This is a genomic window from Streptomyces resistomycificus (assembly GCF_001514265.1).
Lineage (GTDB): Bacteria > Actinomycetota > Actinomycetes > Streptomycetales > Streptomycetaceae > Streptomyces > Streptomyces resistomycificus.
The window spans coordinates 255,881-273,856 of record NZ_KQ948999.1 but is presented as its reverse complement, the minus strand read 5'-3'; the positions used below and the strand labels follow the sequence as shown (position 1 = coordinate 273,856).

The window sequence follows — 17,976 nt, the reverse complement described above, 5'->3', positions numbered from 1 at the left end:
TACCCAGCGTCAGAAGCAAGCTCAGTAAGCGAGATCAGCAAGCAAAGGGTTCCCCTGCTGCACGACTTGGAGGGCGTACCGTGCACCGCCGGCACAACGGGCTAAGGACCGCAGTACTCCTCGGGGGACTGTCCGCGCTCATCATCGTCATCGGCAGTTTCTTCGGCCGTATGGGGCTCGTCGTAGCGGTCGTGATCGCCCTGGGGACCAACGCGTACGCGTACTGGAACAGCGACAAGCTCGCTCTACGCGCGATGCGCGCCCGCCCGGTCAGCGAGTTCGAGGCCCCCGGCCTCTACCGCATGGTCCGCGACCTCTCCACCCAGGCCCGCCAGCCGATGCCCCGCCTGTACATCTCCCCGACGGAGGCACCGAACGCCTTCGCGACCGGCCGCAACCCGCGCAACGCCGCCGTGTGCTGCACGGAGGGCATCCTGCGCATCCTGGACGAGCGTGAGCTGCGCGGCGTCATCGGCCACGAACTGAGCCATGTCTACAACCGGGACATCCTGATCTCCTCGGTCGCCGGCGCCCTCGCCTCCGTGATCATGTTCCTGGTCAACTTCGCCTGGCTGATCCCGATCGGCCGCTCGAACGACGACGACGGCCCCGGCCTCCTCGGCATGCTGATGATCATGATTCTGGGCCCGCTCGCGGCCAGCCTCATCCAACTCGCCATCAGCCGCTCCAGGGAGTACGAGGCCGACGCGTCCGGCGCCCAGCTCACCGGCGACCCCCTCGCCCTGGCCAGTGCCCTGCGCAAGCTTGAACTGGGCACCAAGCAACTGCCGTTGCCCCCTGAGCCGCGCATCGAGACCGCGAGTCACATGATGATCGCGAACCCCTTCCGCCCAGGCCAGGGGCTCTCCAAGATGTTCTCGACACACCCGCCGATGGCGGAACGCATCGCCCGGCTCGAGAAGATGGCAGGTCCCCCACAGTGAAAACCATCCTGAACGTCATATGGCTCGTCCTGAGCGGCTTCTGGTTGTTCCTCGCCTACCTGGTCGCAGGAGTGATCCTGTGCATCACCATCATCGGCATCCCCTTCGGCATCGCGGCGTTCCGTATCGGTGTCTACGCCCTCTGGCCCTTCGGCTACACCACGGTCGAGCGACGCGACGCGGGCGCCTCCTCCTGCGTCGGCAACGTGCTCTGGCTGGTCCTCGCCGGCTGGTGGCTGACCATCGGCCACATCGTCACCGGCATCGCCCTGTGCGTGACGATCATCGGCATCCCGTTCGGCATCGCCAACTTCAAGCTGATCCCGGTCTCGCTGTTCCCGCTGGGCCGCGAAATCGTGCCGAGCAACCAGCCGTTCGCGGGGCGCTGACGGCAAATCCAGGGGGTGGGGAGCCGACAGTCCGACCTCGGGAGCAGCTTCGGCCGCCTGCGAACGGACAGTCCGACCTCGGGTTTTCCACAAGCCGCGAGTTGTCCACAGCCTCGCAGGGTTGTCAGTCGGACCCTGCATGATGAATGCGTGGCTGCGAGCGGGCAGTTGCCGACACGGCCGTACCCGGCTCGGCCGTACCCGACACGGCCGTACCCGGCTCGGCTTCCGCGCACGGCCACGGCACGCGGCGCACCGACCCAACCCACCCCAACCCAACCCATCCCCCCAGCCCTAGTCCGCCATCCGCCGCCGTACCCAGTAGGCGGCTGCCCCCACGGCCAGCACACCAGCCCCCACCACGACCGAGACCGCCGGCAGAGCGAAGGCCAGCACCACGCACCCCAGCAGCCCGAGCGCCGGAACCAGCCGCGCCCCCCGTGCCACAGAAGCCGAACCGAGCGTCCAGGCCGACGCGTTGGCCACCGCGTAGTACGCGAGCACACCGAAGGAGGAGAACCCGATCGCGCCGCGAACGTCCACCGTGGCGGCCAGGACCGCGACCACCGCACCCACGGCCAGCTCAGCCCGGTGCGGCACCTGGAAACGCGGATGGACGGCGGCCAGGGCACCGGGCAGTTGCCGGTCCCGCGCCATGGCCAGCGTCGTTCGTGAGACGCCGAGAATCAGGGCGAGCAGTGAGCCCAGCGCCGCCATGGCCGCCCCCACCCGAACCACCGGCACCAGCCCCGGCACCCCGGCCGCCCGTACCGCGTCGGCCAGCGGCGCGGTCGCCTGCCCCAGACGGCCCGCACCCAACACGGAAAGGACGGCCACCGCCACACACGCGTACACCACCAGCGTGATGCCCAGAGCCAACGGGATCGCGCGAGGGATCGTGCGCGCCGGATCGCGCACCTCCTCGCCGAGGGTCGCGATCCGCGCGTACCCCGCGAACGCGAAGAACAGCAGCCCGGCCGCCTGCAGCACCCCGGCCACCCCGCCCGACGCCCCGATGTCCAGCCGTCCGGCGTCGGACGCACCGGACCCCAGGCAGACGACCACCACGGAAGCGAGGACCGCCAGGACCACCGCCACGATCACCCGGGTCAGCCACGCCGACTTCTGCACCCCGCCGTAGTTCACCGCGGTCAGCGCCACCACTGCCGCGACCGCCACGGCGTGCGCCTGCCCCGGCCAGACGTACGTCCCCACGGTGAGTGCCATCGCCGCACAGGACGCGGTCTTGCCGACCACGAACGCCCAGCCCGCGAGATACCCCCAGAAAGGCCCCAGCCGCTCCCGCCCGTACACATAGGTCCCGCCGGAGGCGGGGTACAGGGCCGCCAACCGCGCCGAGGAGGTGGCATTGCAGTAGGCGACCACGGCGGCGACCGCCAGCCCGAGCAGGAGACCGGAACCGGCAGCGCGCGCCGCGGGGCCGAGGGCGGCGAAGATGCCGGCGCCGATCATCGAGCCCAGCCCGATGACCACCGCGTCGCCCACACCGAGAGTCCGCCGTAGTTCGGCGTCGGAACCAGCCATGCGTCGCACCCTACTGATCACTGCAACCACCGGGTGCAGCCCTGGCGTCCTCTACGACAACACAGCACGAACACCCGCGCGACAAGCGGTACTCGCACGGCCCACCAGCACCGTCTGCAGCGACGAAGATCACAGGCGTGATCGCGAACTCAGAGGCCGGAGACAGTGCGGGCACAGAACGGAAGGGCAGGTTCAGGGCATGGGAATCATCAGCTGGATCATTCTCGGTCTGTTGGCCGGAGCCATCGCCAAGTTCCTGCTGCCGGGCCGTGACCCGGGTGGCTTCATCGGCACGACACTCATCGGTGTCGCGGGCGCGTTCATCGGCGGCTGGATATCGGCCCGCTGGCTGGACCACCCGATCGCCAAGGACTTCTACGACGGCGCGACCTGGGCGGCGGCGATCGGCGGCTCGCTGGTCCTCCTGATCGCCTACCGTCTCCTGTTCGGCAACTCGCGCGACTGAACGCGAGAAGCACCCCCAGACCGCAGCCAGCAGGCGAGAAGGGTGGGCACCCGCCGGAAAACCGGCCGGGGCCCACCCTTCCTCGTACCACCAGTACCGACTGGTGGCAGTGACTACCGGTAGTTCACGAACTGCAGTGCAAAGTCGAAGTCCTTGCCCTTCAGCAGCGCGATGATGGCCTGCAGGTCGTCACGGCTCTTCGAGCTGACCCGCAGCTCGTCACCCTGCACCTGCGCCTTCACGCCCTTCGGGCCCTCGTCGCGGATGATCTTCGCCACCTTCTTCGCGTTGTCCTGGGAGATGCCCTCCTCGATCGACGCGAAGATCTTGTACTCCTTGCCGGAGAGCTGGGGCTCGCCCGCGTCCAGCGCCTTCAGGGAGATCCCGCGCTTGATCAGCTTGGACTGGAAGACGTCGAGGACAGCGTTCACCCGGTCCTCGGAGTTCGCCTCCATAAGGATCTTGTCACCGGACCACGAGATCGAGGCACCCACGCCCTTGAAGTCGTAGCGCTGCGAGATCTCCTTGGCGGCCTGGTTGAGGGCGTTGTCGACCTCCTGCCGCTCGACCTTCGAGACGATGTCGAAACTGGAGTCGGCCATGTCCTGTGGCTCCTTGTATCGGGGTGCGTATCGGGGTGCGTACGTGCGTATCGGCGTACGTGGGGGCGGTCGCCGAGCCCGGCGTGATCCCGGGCCGCATCCGGACAAGCCTAGCCACCCCTTGCCCTCCGGGCGCAGATCAATCGAGTGGCGAAGCACCCCTCCGTATCGGGTATTGTTTACGTCGTTGCCACGGAGCACCGCCGAAAAGCGGTTTGAAGGGCAGCAACCCCCGGCGGTGTGCCCGAGCGGCCAAAGGGAGCAGACTGTAAATCTGCCGGCTCAGCCTTCCCAGGTTCGAATCCTGGCGCCGCCACACGACCGAAAGGGTCTGTGATCAGCAGCAATGCTGATCACAGACCCTTTCGTCGTTCCCGGAGCAGCATCGGCTTCCAGCCCCTCCGCCCCGGTGAGTCTCACCTGGTTCGGGTGCTGACCAGCCTGCGTGGGGCGGTTTCAGGCTTCTGCCGACGGGTTCTCCTGAGCCTGCGGGCCCTCCATGCCGACGAGCCGAGGCGCCAAGGGCGAGGAGACTCAGCGGCTGTTTCCGTGCCCATCGGCACGGATTGGCGGCAAGTACGTGTGCGGTGGTCTGGGTGGGTTCTAGTCTCGGTGATGGGATGGCTTGGGACTGGTACGGGGGTCCGGGTGGTGGGTGTCGGGGATGTGCCGGGTGGGGCGCGCGTGTTCGTCTCGCATGCGGGGGCGGATCTTGCGTGGGCGGAGTGGGTGGCCTGGCAGCTGCAGGACGCCGGGTACGAGGTGGAGTTGGATGCCTGGCACTGGGGGGCCGGGGAGAACTTCGTTCGGAACATGGACCGGGCGCTGGCCGCGGGGCCGATGGTGGCACTGTTCTCGTCCGCGTACTTCGATCCTGAGCGGTGGACCACTGAGGAGTGGACAGCGAAGCTGGCTGGCCGGGAGAAGCTGATCCCGTTACGGATCGAGGACTGTGCCGCGCCGCCGATGCTGCGGGCCCTGATTGCGCCGGCGTTGTTCGGGCTGAGGGAGGAAAAGGCCCGGGCGGCGCTGCTGGCCGCCGTGGAGGGTCCGGCGGGCTCTCCACGGGTGAGTCCGGGATTCCCGGGCGAGGGTGGGGCGGGCCGGCTGCGGAGTATGGGGGCGACCGGGCCGCGGCTGCCGGGCACGTTGCCGCGGGTGTGGAACGTGCCGGCCCGCAACGCGGGGTTCGTGGGCCGGGATGAGTTGCTGGTGGAGGTTCGTGCCCGGCTGGCGGGTGGGCGTGCGGTGGCGGTGGTGGCACTGGACGGCCGCGGTGGCGTGGGCAAGACGCAGCTGGCTGCCGAGTACGCGCACCGGTTCTGCGGGGAGTACGAGCTGGTGTGGTGGGTGCGGGCGGAAGACCCGGCACTGATTCCCGGCCAGTTGGCTTTTCTGGCGGTCGAGACCGGGGCTGCGCAACCGGACACGCCGACCGGGAAGGCGCTGCAGGCGCTGGGCCGTGAGCTGCGGTCGCGGGCGCGCTGGCTGGTCGTCTTCGACAACGCGGAAAACCCCGCGGCGCTGGCGGACTTCGTCCCGTCCGGGCCGGGGCATGTGCTGATCACCTCCCGTAACCCGGACTGGCACGGCGTGGCCTCGCCGCTGGATGTCGACGTGCTGGCACGGCGGGAGTCCACCGATCTGCTGCGCCGTCGGACGCCGTGGTTGGCGGAGGCGGATGCGGGGCGGCTGGCTCAGGCGCTGGACGACCTGCCGCTGGCCCTGGTCCAGGCCGCCGCGGTGCTGACGACGACGACCGTGGACGACTACCTGGCCATGCTGGCCGACAACGCCAGCGAGGTCACCGACGAGGGCAGGCCTCGGGATTACCGGTGGTCGCTGGCCGCCCAGATCCGCCTGAGCATGCAGCGACTGCGGGCCCAGGACCCGGAGGCGGCCGAGGTCATGAACGCCTGCGCACTGCTGGCCCCGGAACCGTTTGCCCTGCACGCCTGCACCCGGCAGGAGGACGACGAGGCGTCACAGGAGGACGACGAGGCGTCATCCGTGGGCCAGGTGGTGGCTGACCGGCGCACGAAAAGCCGTGTCCTGTCGGCACTGCACCAGCACGGGCTGGCCCGGGTGGCGGGTGGCAGCCTGCACCTGCACCGCCTCACCCAAGCCGTCCTCAAGGACCAGCTCACCGCCGAGGAGCGCGCCAGAGCCGCGCGCAACGCCAGCGCTCTGCTCGCTGCGGCATACCCCGGCAAAGCGCAGGATCCTGAAACCTGGCCCCGCTGGCCCAGCCTGCTGCCTCACCTGCTGACGATCGACCCAACCGAGCTGGTCACGGCAGACGCCCGCTTCGCGGCGTGCGAGGCGTGCCTGTACCTCCTGGACCGCGGCAGCGCACCAGCCGTCCTGCCCCGCCTTGAAAGCCTGTACCAAGCCTGGAAAGCCCTGCTGGGCCCTGGAAACCCTCAGACCTGGTGGGCCGTCAACTACCTGGCCATGGCATCCACTGCTGTTGGTGATCACGACCGCGCCTACGCGTTGCACCGGGACCTGTTCGACCGGCAGAGGCGGGCGTATGGGGAAGACGACCCCGACACCCTGGCCACCGCGTCCAACCTGGCGATCCGGCTCGCGGAGTTGGGTCGGCTGGAGGAGGCGGTGGAGCTGGGCGAGGACGCTCTGGCCCGTCGGCGGCGGGTGTTGGGGGAGGGCCACCCCGATACCTTGCGCACCGCCTCGAACCTGGCGGTGGACTTGGCGGAGTTGGGTCGTGTGGAGGAGGCGCGGAGGCTGACCGAGGACGCTCATGCTCGGCAGCGGCGGGTGCTGGGAGAGAACCACCCCCACACCCTGACCACCGCGTCCAACCTGGCGATCCGGCTCGCGGAGTTGGGTCGGGTGGAGGAGGCGGTGGAGCTGGGCAAGGACGCTCTCGCCCGTCGGCGGCGGGTGTTGGGGAACGACCACCCCGACACCCTGATCACCGCCTCGAACCTGGCGGTGGATCTGGCGCATCTGGGTCGTGTGGAGGAGGCACGGCAGCTGAGCGAGGACACCCTGGCTCAGCAGCGGCGGGTGCTGGGGGAGGACCACCCCAACACCCTGATCGCCACGCGACTGCTTGACAGCCTCCAACGACCGAGCGGTGACTGACACGGCGAAGACGCTGAGAGAGGTCCGGACGGCACGCCACCCCGATCTCCGGGCTATAGACCCCCTCCCCTCCCAGGGCCCGGGTCTCCTCCGGTACGGCCGCGACCTCCCAGGGCACACTGACCCCATGTCCACCCGCCGCAGACACTGCCCCGAATGCCGTCGCGAGATCGCCGTGGTCGCGGGACGCTTCGCCCGCCACGACCCGCCAGGCGCGCGCGAGAGCGGCGAACTCGTTTCGTGCCCCGGTTCCCGCAGGCAGGCGGAACTCGGGGCCGCGCAACCGACGTTGGACGGGTACGCGGTCCCCGTCTTCCCCGGTCAACTGCCGCTGTTCTAGGCGGGATTCGCCTACGTCGAAGGCGGCCGGACGTCCATCCGCGCCACCAACCCGTCCCCGTGGAACCGGTACACGTGCTCGACGGTCCCCACCGCCCACAGGTCACCCGAGGCGTCCCGCGTCCCGAGCCGTACCGTCGCCACCACCGCCTCGCCGTCCCCGTCGACCCGAAGCCCTACCAGTCGTACGAGGGGATGACCGGCGGCGAACTGCCGTGCCCAGTAGGCGCGTACCGCGTCGCGGCCGTGCAGCCGGACCCCGTCCAGCATGTTCGGCCAGTCCACGTCCGGGGCCAGGCACCGCACGGCAACGGTGTCCCGCTCGTCGGTGGAGAAGACCTCGTACATCCGCCGCAGCACGGCCTCCCGTGCCCCCGGTACCCCCTCGGCGGCCACCCTCAGTTACCCGCCACCGACTTCACCGCCACCGACGCCGGCGTCGACCCGCCGACCAGCTCCAGGGTCAGCCCGGCGGTCGCCGGAGTGTCCACCAACTCCGCGATCACGGCGGCCACGTCGTCGCGCGGAATCATGCCGCGGCCGGTGTGCGCCTCCAGCCGTACGAGCCCGGTGCCGGCGTCGTTGGTCAGCGAACCGGGGCGCAGAATCGTCCAGTCCAGCGCGTCGAGGCCGCTGACGTACGCGTCCGCCTCTCCCTTCGCGCGCAGGTACGCGTCGAAGACCTCGTCGCCCTGGTGCCCGGGATCGGCGCCCATGGACGACACGACCACGTGGCGTCGTACGCCCGCCCGGACCGCCGCGTCCGCGAACAGCACCGCCGCACCCTTGTCCACCGTGGCCTTGCGGGCCACGCCGCTGCCCGGGCCGGCACCGGCCGCGAAGACGGCCGCGTCCGCTCCCTGCAGATACGCCGCGACCTCCTCGACCGAGGCCGACTCCAGATCGAGCAGGACCGGTTCGGCACCGGCCTCCCGCAGGTCGTCGCCCTGCTCGGCCTTGCGGATGATCCCCGCGACCTCGTTCCCGCGCGCGGCGAGCAACCGCTCCAGCCGCAGCGCGATCTGACCATGTCCACCAGCGATGACAATGCGCATGCCTTCGACCGTACGCCCGCACAGCCGCATCCGCCGCACGGCTCAGGCGACACCTCAGGCACATACGCCCAAGGCGCGGACGAGGGCATCACACAATCCCTGACGCCACCCCCCGCCCGCCTCCAGCGCACACCCGCACACCCGCACACCCGCACACAAAACACCCATGCCCCCATGCCCCCTCCTACGGCGCTCCCGCACGCCCTCTACGACACGTCCCCGCGCCCCTGCCGAGGCAGCCCCCACTCCGACGTAGCGGCCGAGTTGCAGTACTCCCGTACCGCGCTCGTCCGCGCCACCACGCGCCCCCGGTGCACCACGATCCGGCTGTACGCCAGGGAGAGCGCCCCCGCCAGCCGGTCGCCGCGCACGGCGAGCAACTCTGCGGGGAATCCCGCCTCCACGCGCACCTCGGGCAGACCCAGCACCGCCCGCGCCGACGTGCTCACCGCGTCGTAGGCCTCCTCGGGGTGCAGGCCGTAGCGGGAGGCCAGCAGGTAGGCCGCCTCCAGCGGGTCCCCGCGGCCGACCGGGTTCGACACGTCACGGAGGGCGCCGCTGCCCGCGGCGACCCGTACCCCGGCCGCGCGCAGCAGCCGCACCGGAGCCGTGCCCGGCTGCTCCCCACCCTCGCGGCCGCCCTGCGGCTCCACGCCCCCGCAGCCGCCCTGCGGCAGGCACACCACCGCCACACCGGCGGCCGCCAGCTGGTCGGCGGTCCGGGCCGCCACCTCGGTGGACAGGCGCCCCAGGCCCCCGCACGGCGAGAGACTCACCCCCGGGCGCAGCCCGCCGGCCATCGCCGCGAGCCGGGACAGCCGGCCCGGCTCGGTGGCGTCGGTGTGGAGGTCGACAGGGCAGCCGTGCTCGGAGGCGACCTCAAGGACGGCCTGTACATAGCCCGTCGGATCGGGGTCCAGATCCGGACACCCGCCCACCACGGAGGCGCCCATCTTCACCGCGTCCCGCAGCATCGCGAGCCCGTCGGCCCCGGCCACACCGGTCAGCACCCGCGGCATCGCCACGGTCGTCAGCTCGGTGAGCCCGCGCAGCGAACGCCGCGCCTGGAGCACGGCGGCCAGCGCGCCCAGCCCCTGGACGTCCCCCACGCGCACGTGTGCCCGCAACGCGGTGGTCCCGTGTCCGAGTTGCAGGAGCGCGGCTTCCGTGGCCCGGCGCTGGATGTCATGAGCGTCGGACGAGACCGGTCCCTCACCGTCGGCGGACAGCGCGGTGTCGCCGTGGGCGTGCGGCTCGGCGGGGGCCGGCAGCAGCAGATAGCCGCTGAGGTCCACGCGCGCGCCACGCGCGCGCGGACCGCCCGCCACCAGACTCCCCGCCGTGCCGACCGCCTCGATCCGCCCGCCGCCCAGCCGTACGTCCACGGTCCGGCCGTCGGTGAGGCGCGCGCCGCACAGCAGGAGGGAGGCCGCCTCGGAGGGACCGGAGCCCCATGACGCCTCCGGCTCTGGATCCGACGAGGAGTGGGGCGGCTGCGGCTGGCTGTCGGGCATCGCGCTCCAGGGACTCGAGGCTGCGGACGCCTGGGCGGGCTACTCCCAGGCGGACTGCGCAAAAGCACGGGGACGCAAGATCACGCAGAGTGAGTCGAGCCTAGGGTGACGACTCGCTCACAACGGGGAGGAGCGCAATAGTCGTATCGGTGTGGTCCGCCGTACGGGAGAGGCGCCGGAGACCCGTGGGAGGGGCCCGGTTCGGGCCGGGACGGGGGCCGCGAAACGGATTTGGGTGAACGGCTGCCGAGCGTGTAATGTCTTCATCGCTCGCCCCAATAGCTCAGTCGGCAGAGCGTCTCCATGGTAAGGAGAAGGTCTACGGTTCGATTCCGTATTGGGGCTCTGGTGTGAGAGGTTCCCGTCGCAAGACGGGTTCCGATCGCATCTCAGCGGTGTAGCTCAGTCGGTAGAGCAAGCGGCTCATAATCGCTGTGTCACCGGTTCAAGTCCGGTCACCGCTACAGACAGTAGCCGATTGTGGGGTCGGTCCTTCGATCGGCTACTCTTCTATGCGTTAATCGTCCCATCCGTTCGTCAAGGAGCACTCCTGTGGCTGCCACCGACGTCCGCCCGAAGATCACGCTGGCCTGCGTGGAGTGCAAGGAGCGGAACTACATCACCAAGAAGAACCGGCGTAACAACCCGGACCGACTGGAGATGAAGAAGCACTGCCCGCGTTGCAACGCGCACACCGCGCACCGCGAAACGCGATAAATCAGGCTCGTACACGAGGCCGTCCCCGAGAGATCGGGGGCGGCCTCGCGTCGTTGAGCGACCCATACCGGTCAGTAGAGCAACCAGGAGGTGCCGAGCCCATGGCGCTCGACCAGTCCTTCGTGGGGCGGAGCTACCCGCCCACCGACCCCTACGAGGTGGGCCGGGAGAAGATCCGTGAGTTCGCGGAGGCGGTGGGGGACGCCAACCCGGCGTACACGGACCGGGAGGCCGCCAAGGCGCTCGGACACCCCGATGTGATCGCCCCGCCGACCTTCGTGTTCTCGATCACCTTCAAGGCGGCGGGACAGGTCGTCCAGGACCCGCAGCTCGGCCTGGACTACAGCCGGGTGGTGCACGGCGACCAGAAGTTCGCCTACGTCCGTCCCGTGCGCGCCGGCGACCGGCTCACGGTCACGTCGACCATCGAGGCCGTCAAGTCCATGGCGGGCAACGACATCCTGGACATCCGCGGCGAGGTCCACGACGAGGCTGGCGAGCACGTCGTGACCGCCTGGACCAAGCTCGTGGCCCGCGCGGCCGAGGAGGCGTGAGCAGATGACCGCCAAGATCGCGTACGCCGACGTCGAGGTCGGGACCGAACTGCCCGCCCAGACGTTCTCCGTGACCCGCGCCACCCTCGTCCAGTACGCAGGAGCCTCCGGGGACTTCAACCCGATCCACTGGAACGAGAAGTTCGCCAAGGAGGTCGGGCTGCCGGACGTCATCGCGCACGGCATGTTCACCATGGCCGAGGCGATCCGCGTCGTCACCGACTGGACCGGCGACCCGGGCGCGGTCGTCGAGTACGGAGTCCGCTTCACCAAGCCCGTCGTCGTTCCGAACGACGACCAGGGCGCCACCATCGAGGTCAGCGGCAAGGTGGCCGTCAAGCTGGACGACAACACGGTCCGCGTGGACCTCGTCGCGATGAGCGCCGGCCAGAAGGTGCTGGGGATGTCGCGAGCGGTCGTACGACTGGGCTGAGCCCGGAGTTTCCGTAAGGGGCGCCCTCCATTGCGAGGCGCCCCTTACTGCTGCACTCGCGGCGGACACCCTTGACGAAGTTAGTGATTGAGTACTAACTTACGTTGCATGGTCAGGATGAGCGCAGAAGAGAGGCGCGAGAGCGTCATCCGAGCGGCGACCGCCGAGTTCGCCCGAGGGGGGTACTACGGCACCTCGACCGAGGTGATCGCCAAGCGGGTCGGCGTCTCGCAGCCGTATCTCTTCCGGCTCTTCCCGAGCAAGAAGGCGATCTTCCTCGCGGCGGCCGAGAGGTGCGTGGAGGACACGATCCGCACCTTCGAGGAGGCGTCCGAGGGCCTCGAGGGCGAAGAGGCGCTGCACGCCATGGCGAACGCGTACACCAAGGTCATCGCGGAGCGGCCCGAGCGGCTCATGATGCAGATGCAGATGTTCGTCACCGTGGCCGCGGCCGAAGAGGCCGGCGAGCATGAGTTCGGGGAGTCGGTGCGGGCCGGCTGGATGCGGCTGTGGGACACCGTTCATCTGCCTCTCGGTGCCGACGTCAAGGAGACGACGACCTTCCTGGCGTACGGGATGCTCATCAACTGCCTGGTGGCCATGGGCTTCCCGCCCGAACACCGGGTCTGGGAAGGGCTCTATCCGTCGGCGCGGGAAAAGGGCCGGCTGGAGAAGTAGGAAGCCAAGGGGAAGGTGGCGTGAGCGCCTTTTTCTGATCATGAAAGTTAGTCATCAATAACTAACTGATCTTGACGATCACTCTCTGGGGGAGAGATGTCACAACAGACCGCACATCGCGGAGGGGCCGTCTGGGCCCTCGTCATCACCAGCGTCGCCGGATTCATGGCGGCCCTCGACAACCTCGTCGTCACCACCGCGCTGCCCTCCATCCGCGAGGACCTCGGGGGAGCCCTGCACGACCTGGAATGGACGGTGAGCGCCTACACCCTCACCTTCGCCGTCTTCCTCATGTTCGGCGCCGCGCTCGGCGACCGCTTCGGCCGTCGCCGGCTCTTCATCATCGGAACGGCCGTCTTCACGGCCGCGTCCGCCGCCGCGGCCATGGCACCCGGCATCGACAGCCTCATCGCCGCCCGGGCGGTCCAGGGCGTGGGCGCCGCGATCATGATGCCCCTGACGCTCACCCTGCTCACGGCAGCCGTGCCCGCCGCCAAGCGCGGGATGGCGTACGGCATCTGGGGGGCGGTCAACGGACTCGCCGTGGCCTCCGGTCCGCTGATCGGCGGCAGCCTCACCGAGCACATCTCCTGGCAGTGGATCTTCTGGCTGAACGTCCCGCTGGGCATAGCCCTGCTGCCGCTCGCCCGCCTGCGCCTCAGGGAGTCCTACGGCGCCGGCGCCCGGCTGGACATCGTCGGCACGCTGCTCGCCAGCGGCGGACTCTTCGGCATCGTCTACGGCCTGGTCCGCAGCCCTGTCGACGGCTGGACCAGCCCCATGGTCCTGACCGGCCTGTTCGCGGGCGCCGCGCTGCTCGTCGGATTCGTGCACCACGGCATCCACAACAAGAACCCCATGCTGCCGATGAGGCTCTTCCGGTCGCGTGCCTTCACCGGCATCAACGTCGCGAGCCTGCTGATGTTCCTCGGCATGTTCGGGTCGATCTTCCTGCTCAGCCAGTACATGCAGGGTGTGCTCGGCTACTCGCCCACCGAGGCCGGCCTGCGCATGCTGCCCTGGACCGGCATGCCGATGCTCGTCGCCCCGATCGCCGGCATCCTCTCCGACCGCGTCGGCGGCCGCCCTGTCGTCGCCACCGGGCTCTTCCTCCAGGCCGCGGGCCTCGCGTACATGGCCTCGGTGGTCACCCCCGACGCCTCCTACGGCGCCCAGCTGCCCGGCCTGATCATCAGCGGCATCGGCATGGCACTCTTCTTCGCCCCCGCTTCCAACCTGGTGATGTCCAGCGTCCGTGCCCACGAACAGGGCATCGCCTCAGGTGCGAACAACGCCCTGCGCGAGGTCGGCGGGGCGCTCGGCATCGCCGTCATGGCGTCGATCTTCGCCGCGCAGGGTGGCTACGAGACCGGGCAGGCCTTCGTCGACGGGCTGCAGCCTGCGCTGGTCACCGGGGCGGGGGTGGTGGCGCTCGCCGGAGCGGCGGCACTGATGATCCCGAGGCGGGGGCGGGCGACCCCGGTTCCGGACACGTCGGCGGACGAATCGGCGCCGGTTCTGGAGACGACGGGTTCCTGAGACGCGAAGCTCTGACCGCCGGGGGTACGGCAACTTCCAGCCCCCGGCGCTGCTACTGCCCCCTGGGGGCTCCGCCCCCAGCCCCCGGGGCCTATGCCCACCCACCACCCGACTCGGTAGGCCAAGAAGTGACCGTCTCTGGGGGCTGCCGCCCCCAGACCCCCGGACCTATGCCCACCCACCACCCGACTCGGTCGGCCAAGAGGTGACCGTCTCTGGGGGCTGCCGCCCCCAGGCCCCCGCTTCGGCCCTGGACGGGCCTCGTCCTCAAACGCCGGACGGGCTGAAAAGCCGCAGCCGCCCACGGCGGGAAGGGGACGTGTCGGGGGGTGCCCGCCCGCAGCGGTTGTCGCGTCAACACGAGTACCCCTACCAACAAACCGATTCCGCGACGTTCCGAGGACGGACACCCCCCGACACGGCCCCGACCCACCCCCGAACCCCAGGCGCTACGCGCACCCCCGCCCACACCCGCGGGCCGCCGCAGGCACCCGCCCCACCCCCGTCTCGTAGTCTTGAGCCCGTGCAGGAACTCCACGACGCCCCCCTCGCCCCTCTGACCACCTTCCGCCTGGGCGGCCCCGCGACCCGTCTGGTCACCGCGGCGACCGACGCCGAGGTGATCGCGGCCGTCCGAGAGGCCGACGACAGTGGGACCCCCCTCCTGCTGATCGGCGGCGGATCGAACCTGGTCATCGGTGACAAGGGTTTCGCCGGCACCGCCCTGGTCATCGCCACGAAGGGCTTCGTCCTCGACGGCACCCGACTCGAACTGGCCGCCGGCGAGGTGTGGACCGACGCGGTAGCCCGCACCGTCGAGGCGGGACTCGCCGGCATCGAGTGTCTGGCCGGCATCCCCGGCTCCGCCGGCGCGACCCCCATCCAGAACGTGGGGGCGTACGGCCAGGAGGTCTCCTCGACGATCACCGAAGTGACCGCCTACGACCGGCTCACCCGCGAGACGATCACGATCCCGAACGCCGAGTGCGCCTTCTCCTACCGCCACAGCCGCTTCAAGGACGCCCCCGAGCGCTACGTCGTCCTGCGCGTCCGCTTCGACCTCGAGGACGCCGACGGCCTGTCCGGGCCGATCAAGTACGCCGAGACCGCCAGGGCCCTGGGCGTGGAGCCGGGCGACCGCGTGCCGCTCGCCGACGCCCGCGAGACGGTCCTGAAGCTGCGCTCCGGCAAGGGCATGGTCCTGGACCCCGAGGACCACGACACCTGGTCGGCCGGCTCCTTCTTCACCAACCCCATCCTCACCGAGGAGGAGTTCACCGCGTTCCACGCGCGCGTGCGGGACCGCCTGGGCGAAGGCGTGGAGCCGCCGGCGTACCCGGCGGGCGAGGGACGTACCAAGACGTCAGCCGCCTGGCTGATCGACAAGGCGGGCTTCACCAAGGGTTACGGCACCGGCCCGGCCCGCATCTCCACCAAGCACACCCTCGCCCTCACCAACCGGGGCTCGGCGACCACCGAGGACCTGCTCACCCTGGCCCGCGAGGTCGTCACCGGCGTACGGGACGCCTTCGGGGTCACGCTGGTCAACGAGCCGGTGACGGTCGGCGTCAGCCTCTAGGAAGCAGCCCGTCCACGCCCCCACCCCCTACGCGGTCAGCCAGTCGTCGACCCCCGCCAACAGCTTCGCCTTCGTCTCCTCCGGCGCAGCCGACGCCCGCACGGACTGCCGGGCGAGCTCCGCCAGCTCCTGGTCCGAGAAGTCGTGGTGCCGGCGGGCGATGTCGTACTGCGCCGCGAGACGGGAGCCGAACAGCAGCGGATCGTCGGCGCCGAGAGCCATCGGAACCCCCGCTTCGAAGAGGGTGCGCAGCGGCACGTCCTCCGGCTTCTCGTACACGCCGAGGGCGACGTTGGAGGCCGGGCACACCTCGCAGGTGATGCCCCGGTCCGCCAGCCGCTTCAGCAGCCGCGGGTCCTCCGCCGCCCGGACACCGTGCCCGAGCCGGTCCGCGTGCAGGTCGTCGAGGCAGTCCCGTACCGAGTAGGGCCCGGTCAGCTCGCCACCGTGCGGTGCCGACAGCAGCCCGCCCTCCCGCGCGATGGCGAAGGCACGGTCGAAGTCCCGAGCCATGCCCCGCCGTTCGTCGTTGGACAGCCCGAAACCGATCACGCCACGGTCCGCGTACCGCACCGCGAGGCGGGCCAGGGTGCGCGCGTCGAGCGGGTGCTTCATCCGGTTCGCGGCGACGAGGACACGCATGCCCAGGCCGGTGTCCCGGGACGCCGTCTCCACGGCGTCGAGGATGACTTCGAGGGCGGGGATCAGACCGCCCAGGCGAGGGGCGTACGACGTCGGGTCGACCTGGATCTCCAGCCAGCCCGAGCCGTCGTTCACGTCCTCCTCGGCGGCCTCGCGCACCAGCCGCTGAATGTCCTCGGGCTCCCGCAGGCACGAGCGCGCCGCGTCGTAGAGGCGCTGGAAACGGAACCAGCCCCGCTCGTCGGTGGCCCGCAGTCTGGGCGGTTCCCCGCCGGTCAGGGCTTCGGTGAGCGCCTCGGGCAGGCGCACGCCGTACTTGTCGGCCAGTTCCAGCACGGTGCCGGGCCGCATCGAACCGGTGAAGTGCAGGTGCAGATGGGCTTTCGGCAGCTCAGAGACATCACGTACACGCTCCATTCCAGGATCCTGCCGTACGTCCCCGCCGTCCCGGTAGCACTTTCCCCTTTAGTGGTCTTGCTCGCACAAACAAACAGGGCGGTCACCTACGAAAATCCGTAGGTGACCGCCCTGTGACGGACTCAGTCCCGGGCCTCGGCCAGCAGCTTCTGGATCCGCGAGACACCCTCGACGAGGTCCTCGTCACCCAGCGCGTACGACAGCCGCAGGTAGCCCGGCGTGCCGAAGGCCTCGCCCGGGACGACCGCGACCTCGGCCTCCTCCAGGATCAGCGCGGCCAGCTCGACGGTGTCCTGCGGACGCTTGCCGCGGATCTCCTTGCCGAGCAGGCCCTTCACCGACGGGTAGGCGTAGAACGCACCCTCGGGCTCCGGGCACAGGACGCCGTCGATCTCGTTGAGCATCCGCACGATGGTCTTGCGGCGCCGGTCGAAGGCCTCGCGCATCTTCGCCACGGCCTCCAGGTCACCCGACACCGCGGCCAGCGCCGCGACCTGGGCCACGTTGGACACGTTCGACGTGGCGTGGGACTGGAGGTTCGTCGCCGCCTTCACCACGTCCTTGGGGCCGATGATCCAGCCGACCCGCCAGCCGGTCATGGCGTAGGTCTTGGCGACGCCGTTGACCACGACGCACTTGTCGCGCAGCTCGGGCAGCAGAGCGGGCAGGGAGGTGAACGTGGCGTCGCCGTAGACGAGGTGCTCGTAGATCTCGTCCGTCATCACCCACAGACCGTGCTCGACGGCCCAGCGGCCGATCGCCTCGGCGTCCTCGGCGCTGTAGACGGCGCCGGTCGGGTTGGACGGCGACACGAAGAGGACGACCTTCGTCTTCTCCGTACGGGCGGCCTCCAGCTGCTCGACGCTGACGCGGTAGCCGGTGGTCTCGTCGGCGACGACGTCGACCGGGACACCGCCGGCCAGCCGGATCGACTCCGGGTACGTCGTCCAGTAGGGCGCCGGGACGATGACCTCGTCGCCCGGGTCGAGGATCGCGGCGAAGGCTTCGTAGATGGCCTGCTTGCCGCCGTTGGTGACGAGGATCTGCGACGGGTCGACCTCGTAGTTCGAGTCGCGCAGGGTCTTCGCGGCGATCGCGGCCTTCAGCTCGGGCAGACCACCGGCCGGCGTGTAGCGGTGGTACTTCGGGTTCTTGCAGGCCTCGACGGCCGCCTCGACGATGTAGTCCGGAGTCGGGAAGTCGGGTTCACCGGCGCCGAAGCCGATCACCGGCCGCCCGGCGGCCTTCAGGGCCTTGGCCTTGGCATCCACCGCGAGGGTGGCGGACTCGGAGATCGCGCCGACGCGGGCGGAGACCCGGCGCTCGGTGGGAGGGGTTGCAGCGCTCATGGAGCCCATCGTTCCAGACCGGAAACAACCCCGGCACGCGGGTTTCACGGACTGAACATGTGCGGGCAAACCCCAGAACACCCGTCCGGATCCCCGACACGGC

General features: G+C 70.1%; 18 protein-coding genes and 3 tRNA genes. 14 read left to right on the top strand and 7 right to left on the bottom strand.

Translation table 11 applies throughout. The features are described from left to right. Positions 1-80: 80 nt before the first annotated feature. Together htpX and AQJ84_RS31595 are read left to right on the top strand one after the other, a co-directional pair. Positions 81-944, top strand: a complete 864-nt coding sequence (htpX, locus tag AQJ84_RS31600; protein ID WP_030043133.1) for a zinc metalloprotease HtpX — start codon at positions 81-83, stop codon at positions 942-944. Further along, entirely contained in the window at positions 941-1,333 is a 393-nt protein-coding gene (locus AQJ84_RS31595) for a YccF domain-containing protein (protein ID WP_030043134.1), read from the top strand. Before htpX ends, AQJ84_RS31595 begins: the two co-directional genes overlap by 4 nt. 294 nt (positions 1,334-1,627) lie before the next feature. On the opposite strand, the gene AQJ84_RS31590 is transcribed toward AQJ84_RS31595, so the two are convergent. Next, positions 1,628-2,878 (bottom strand): APC family permease, encoded by a 1,251-nt coding sequence (locus tag AQJ84_RS31590; RefSeq protein WP_030043135.1) that lies wholly within the window; start codon positions 2,876-2,878, stop codon positions 1,628-1,630. A 199-nt stretch (positions 2,879-3,077) separates the two neighbouring features. On the opposite strand from AQJ84_RS31590, the gene AQJ84_RS31585 reads away from it, so the two are divergent. After that, positions 3,078-3,344, top strand: a complete 267-nt coding sequence (locus tag AQJ84_RS31585) for a GlsB/YeaQ/YmgE family stress response membrane protein (RefSeq protein ID WP_030043136.1) — start codon at positions 3,078-3,080, stop codon at positions 3,342-3,344. A 113-nt stretch (positions 3,345-3,457) separates the two neighbouring features. Here the strand turns inward: AQJ84_RS31585 and AQJ84_RS31580 are convergent, their stop codons facing one another. Further along, positions 3,458-3,946 (bottom strand): YajQ family cyclic di-GMP-binding protein, encoded by a 489-nt coding sequence (locus AQJ84_RS31580; RefSeq protein WP_030043137.1) that lies wholly within the window; start codon positions 3,944-3,946, stop codon positions 3,458-3,460. 234 nt (positions 3,947-4,180) lie between these two features. Here AQJ84_RS31580 and AQJ84_RS31575 point away from each other — a divergent pair. From AQJ84_RS31575 to AQJ84_RS31565, 3 genes are all read left to right on the top strand, one after another. Then, positions 4,181-4,262: transfer RNA gene (locus tag AQJ84_RS31575), tRNA-Tyr, on the top strand. 368 nt (positions 4,263-4,630) lie between these two features. Continuing rightward, a complete protein-coding gene (gene fxsT / locus AQJ84_RS31570) occupies positions 4,631-7,057 on the top strand; it encodes an FxSxx-COOH system tetratricopeptide repeat protein (protein ID WP_053193564.1) in 2,427 nt (808 codons plus the stop codon). A 127-nt stretch (positions 7,058-7,184) separates the two neighbouring features. Beyond that, positions 7,185-7,397 carry a hypothetical protein gene (locus tag AQJ84_RS31565; protein WP_030043139.1) on the top strand — a complete coding sequence of 71 codons (213 nt, stop codon included), beginning with the start codon at positions 7,185-7,187 and terminating at the stop codon, positions 7,395-7,397. Between the two features lie 11 nt (positions 7,398-7,408). Here AQJ84_RS31565 and AQJ84_RS31560 read toward each other — a convergent pair whose 3' ends face one another. From AQJ84_RS31560 to AQJ84_RS31550, 3 genes are all read right to left on the bottom strand, one after another. Then, complete coding sequence (locus tag AQJ84_RS31560) at positions 7,409-7,792, bottom strand: nuclear transport factor 2 family protein (RefSeq protein WP_030043140.1); 384 nt, start codon at positions 7,790-7,792, stop codon at positions 7,409-7,411. 2 nt (positions 7,793-7,794) lie between these two features. After that, positions 7,795-8,451 (bottom strand): SDR family oxidoreductase, encoded by a 657-nt coding sequence (locus tag AQJ84_RS31555; protein ID WP_030043141.1) that lies wholly within the window; start codon positions 8,449-8,451, stop codon positions 7,795-7,797. Positions 8,452-8,657: 206 nt separating this feature from the next. Next, positions 8,658-9,965, bottom strand: a complete 1,308-nt coding sequence (locus AQJ84_RS31550; RefSeq protein ID WP_053193561.1) for an amidohydrolase family protein — start codon at positions 9,963-9,965, stop codon at positions 8,658-8,660. A 272-nt stretch (positions 9,966-10,237) separates the two neighbouring features. Between AQJ84_RS31550 and AQJ84_RS31545 the strand changes: the two genes are divergently transcribed. The 8 genes from AQJ84_RS31545 to AQJ84_RS31510 all read left to right on the top strand — a co-directional run bounded on the left by AQJ84_RS31545 (position 10,238) and on the right by AQJ84_RS31510 (position 15,465). Beyond that, positions 10,238-10,310 (top strand) — tRNA-Thr (locus AQJ84_RS31545). A 46-nt stretch (positions 10,311-10,356) separates the two neighbouring features. After that, a tRNA-Met gene (locus AQJ84_RS31540) sits at positions 10,357-10,429 on the top strand. An 88-nt stretch (positions 10,430-10,517) separates the two neighbouring features. Beyond that, positions 10,518-10,682, top strand: coding sequence for a 50S ribosomal protein L33 (rpmG, locus tag AQJ84_RS31535; RefSeq protein ID WP_003948671.1), 165 nt, complete (start codon positions 10,518-10,520; stop codon positions 10,680-10,682). 101 nt (positions 10,683-10,783) lie between these two features. Beyond that, a complete protein-coding gene (locus AQJ84_RS31530) occupies positions 10,784-11,236 on the top strand; it encodes a MaoC family dehydratase N-terminal domain-containing protein (protein WP_030043142.1) in 453 nt (150 codons plus the stop codon). Between the two features lie 4 nt (positions 11,237-11,240). Further along, the gene (locus tag AQJ84_RS31525; protein WP_030043143.1) at positions 11,241-11,669 is read left to right on the top strand and encodes a MaoC family dehydratase; all 429 of its coding nucleotides are present in this window, start codon (positions 11,241-11,243) and stop codon (positions 11,667-11,669) included. Between the two features lie 108 nt (positions 11,670-11,777). After that, positions 11,778-12,347 (top strand): TetR/AcrR family transcriptional regulator, encoded by a 570-nt coding sequence (locus AQJ84_RS31520; protein WP_030043144.1) that lies wholly within the window; start codon positions 11,778-11,780, stop codon positions 12,345-12,347. Between the two features lie 96 nt (positions 12,348-12,443). Continuing rightward, the gene (locus tag AQJ84_RS31515; RefSeq protein WP_030043145.1) at positions 12,444-13,886 is read left to right on the top strand and encodes a DHA2 family efflux MFS transporter permease subunit; all 1,443 of its coding nucleotides are present in this window, start codon (positions 12,444-12,446) and stop codon (positions 13,884-13,886) included. A gap of 523 nt (positions 13,887-14,409) precedes the next feature. Then, positions 14,410-15,465 carry a UDP-N-acetylmuramate dehydrogenase gene (locus AQJ84_RS31510; protein ID WP_037802662.1) on the top strand — a complete coding sequence of 352 codons (1,056 nt, stop codon included), beginning with the start codon at positions 14,410-14,412 and terminating at the stop codon, positions 15,463-15,465. Positions 15,466-15,492: 27 nt separating this feature from the next. On the opposite strand, the gene AQJ84_RS31505 is transcribed toward AQJ84_RS31510, so the two are convergent. Both AQJ84_RS31505 and AQJ84_RS31500 read right to left on the bottom strand, forming a co-directional pair. Further along, positions 15,493-16,524: an adenosine deaminase gene (locus AQJ84_RS31505; RefSeq protein WP_030039739.1), complete on the bottom strand. Its 1,032-nt coding sequence runs from the start codon at positions 16,522-16,524 to the stop codon at positions 15,493-15,495. 122 nt (positions 16,525-16,646) lie between these two features. Then, positions 16,647-17,873, bottom strand: coding sequence for a pyridoxal phosphate-dependent aminotransferase (locus tag AQJ84_RS31500; RefSeq protein ID WP_030039740.1), 1,227 nt, complete (start codon positions 17,871-17,873; stop codon positions 16,647-16,649). Positions 17,874-17,976: the final 103 nt, after the last annotated feature.

Bases quoted from the DNA above. Each gene is read 5' to 3' on its own strand.
- AQJ84_RS31585 (WP_030043136.1), top strand. From the start codon at position 3,078: ATGGGAATCATCAGCTGGATCATTCTCGGTCTGTTGGCCGGAGCCATC.
- AQJ84_RS31530 (WP_030043142.1), top strand. From the start codon at position 10,784: ATGGCGCTCGACCAGTCCTTCGTGGGGCGGAGCTACCCGCCCACCGAC.
- AQJ84_RS31515 (WP_030043145.1), top strand. From the start codon at position 12,444: ATGTCACAACAGACCGCACATCGCGGAGGGGCCGTCTGGGCCCTCGTC.
- AQJ84_RS31500 (WP_030039740.1), bottom strand. From the start codon at position 17,873: ATGAGCGCTGCAACCCCTCCCACCGAGCGCCGGGTCTCCGCCCGCGTC.
- AQJ84_RS31520 (WP_030043144.1), top strand. From the start codon at position 11,778: ATGGTCAGGATGAGCGCAGAAGAGAGGCGCGAGAGCGTCATCCGAGCG.
- AQJ84_RS31580 (WP_030043137.1), bottom strand. From the start codon at position 3,946: ATGGCCGACTCCAGTTTCGACATCGTCTCGAAGGTCGAGCGGCAGGAG.
- AQJ84_RS31550 (WP_053193561.1), bottom strand. From the start codon at position 9,965: ATGCCCGACAGCCAGCCGCAGCCGCCCCACTCCTCGTCGGATCCAGAG.
- AQJ84_RS31505 (WP_030039739.1), bottom strand. From the start codon at position 16,524: ATGGAGCGTGTACGTGATGTCTCTGAGCTGCCGAAAGCCCATCTGCAC.
- AQJ84_RS31565 (WP_030043139.1), top strand. From the start codon at position 7,185: ATGTCCACCCGCCGCAGACACTGCCCCGAATGCCGTCGCGAGATCGCC.
- AQJ84_RS31590 (WP_030043135.1), bottom strand. From the start codon at position 2,878: ATGGCTGGTTCCGACGCCGAACTACGGCGGACTCTCGGTGTGGGCGAC.
- AQJ84_RS31555 (WP_030043141.1), bottom strand. From the start codon at position 8,451: ATGCGCATTGTCATCGCTGGTGGACATGGTCAGATCGCGCTGCGGCTG.
- AQJ84_RS31525 (WP_030043143.1), top strand. From the start codon at position 11,241: ATGACCGCCAAGATCGCGTACGCCGACGTCGAGGTCGGGACCGAACTG.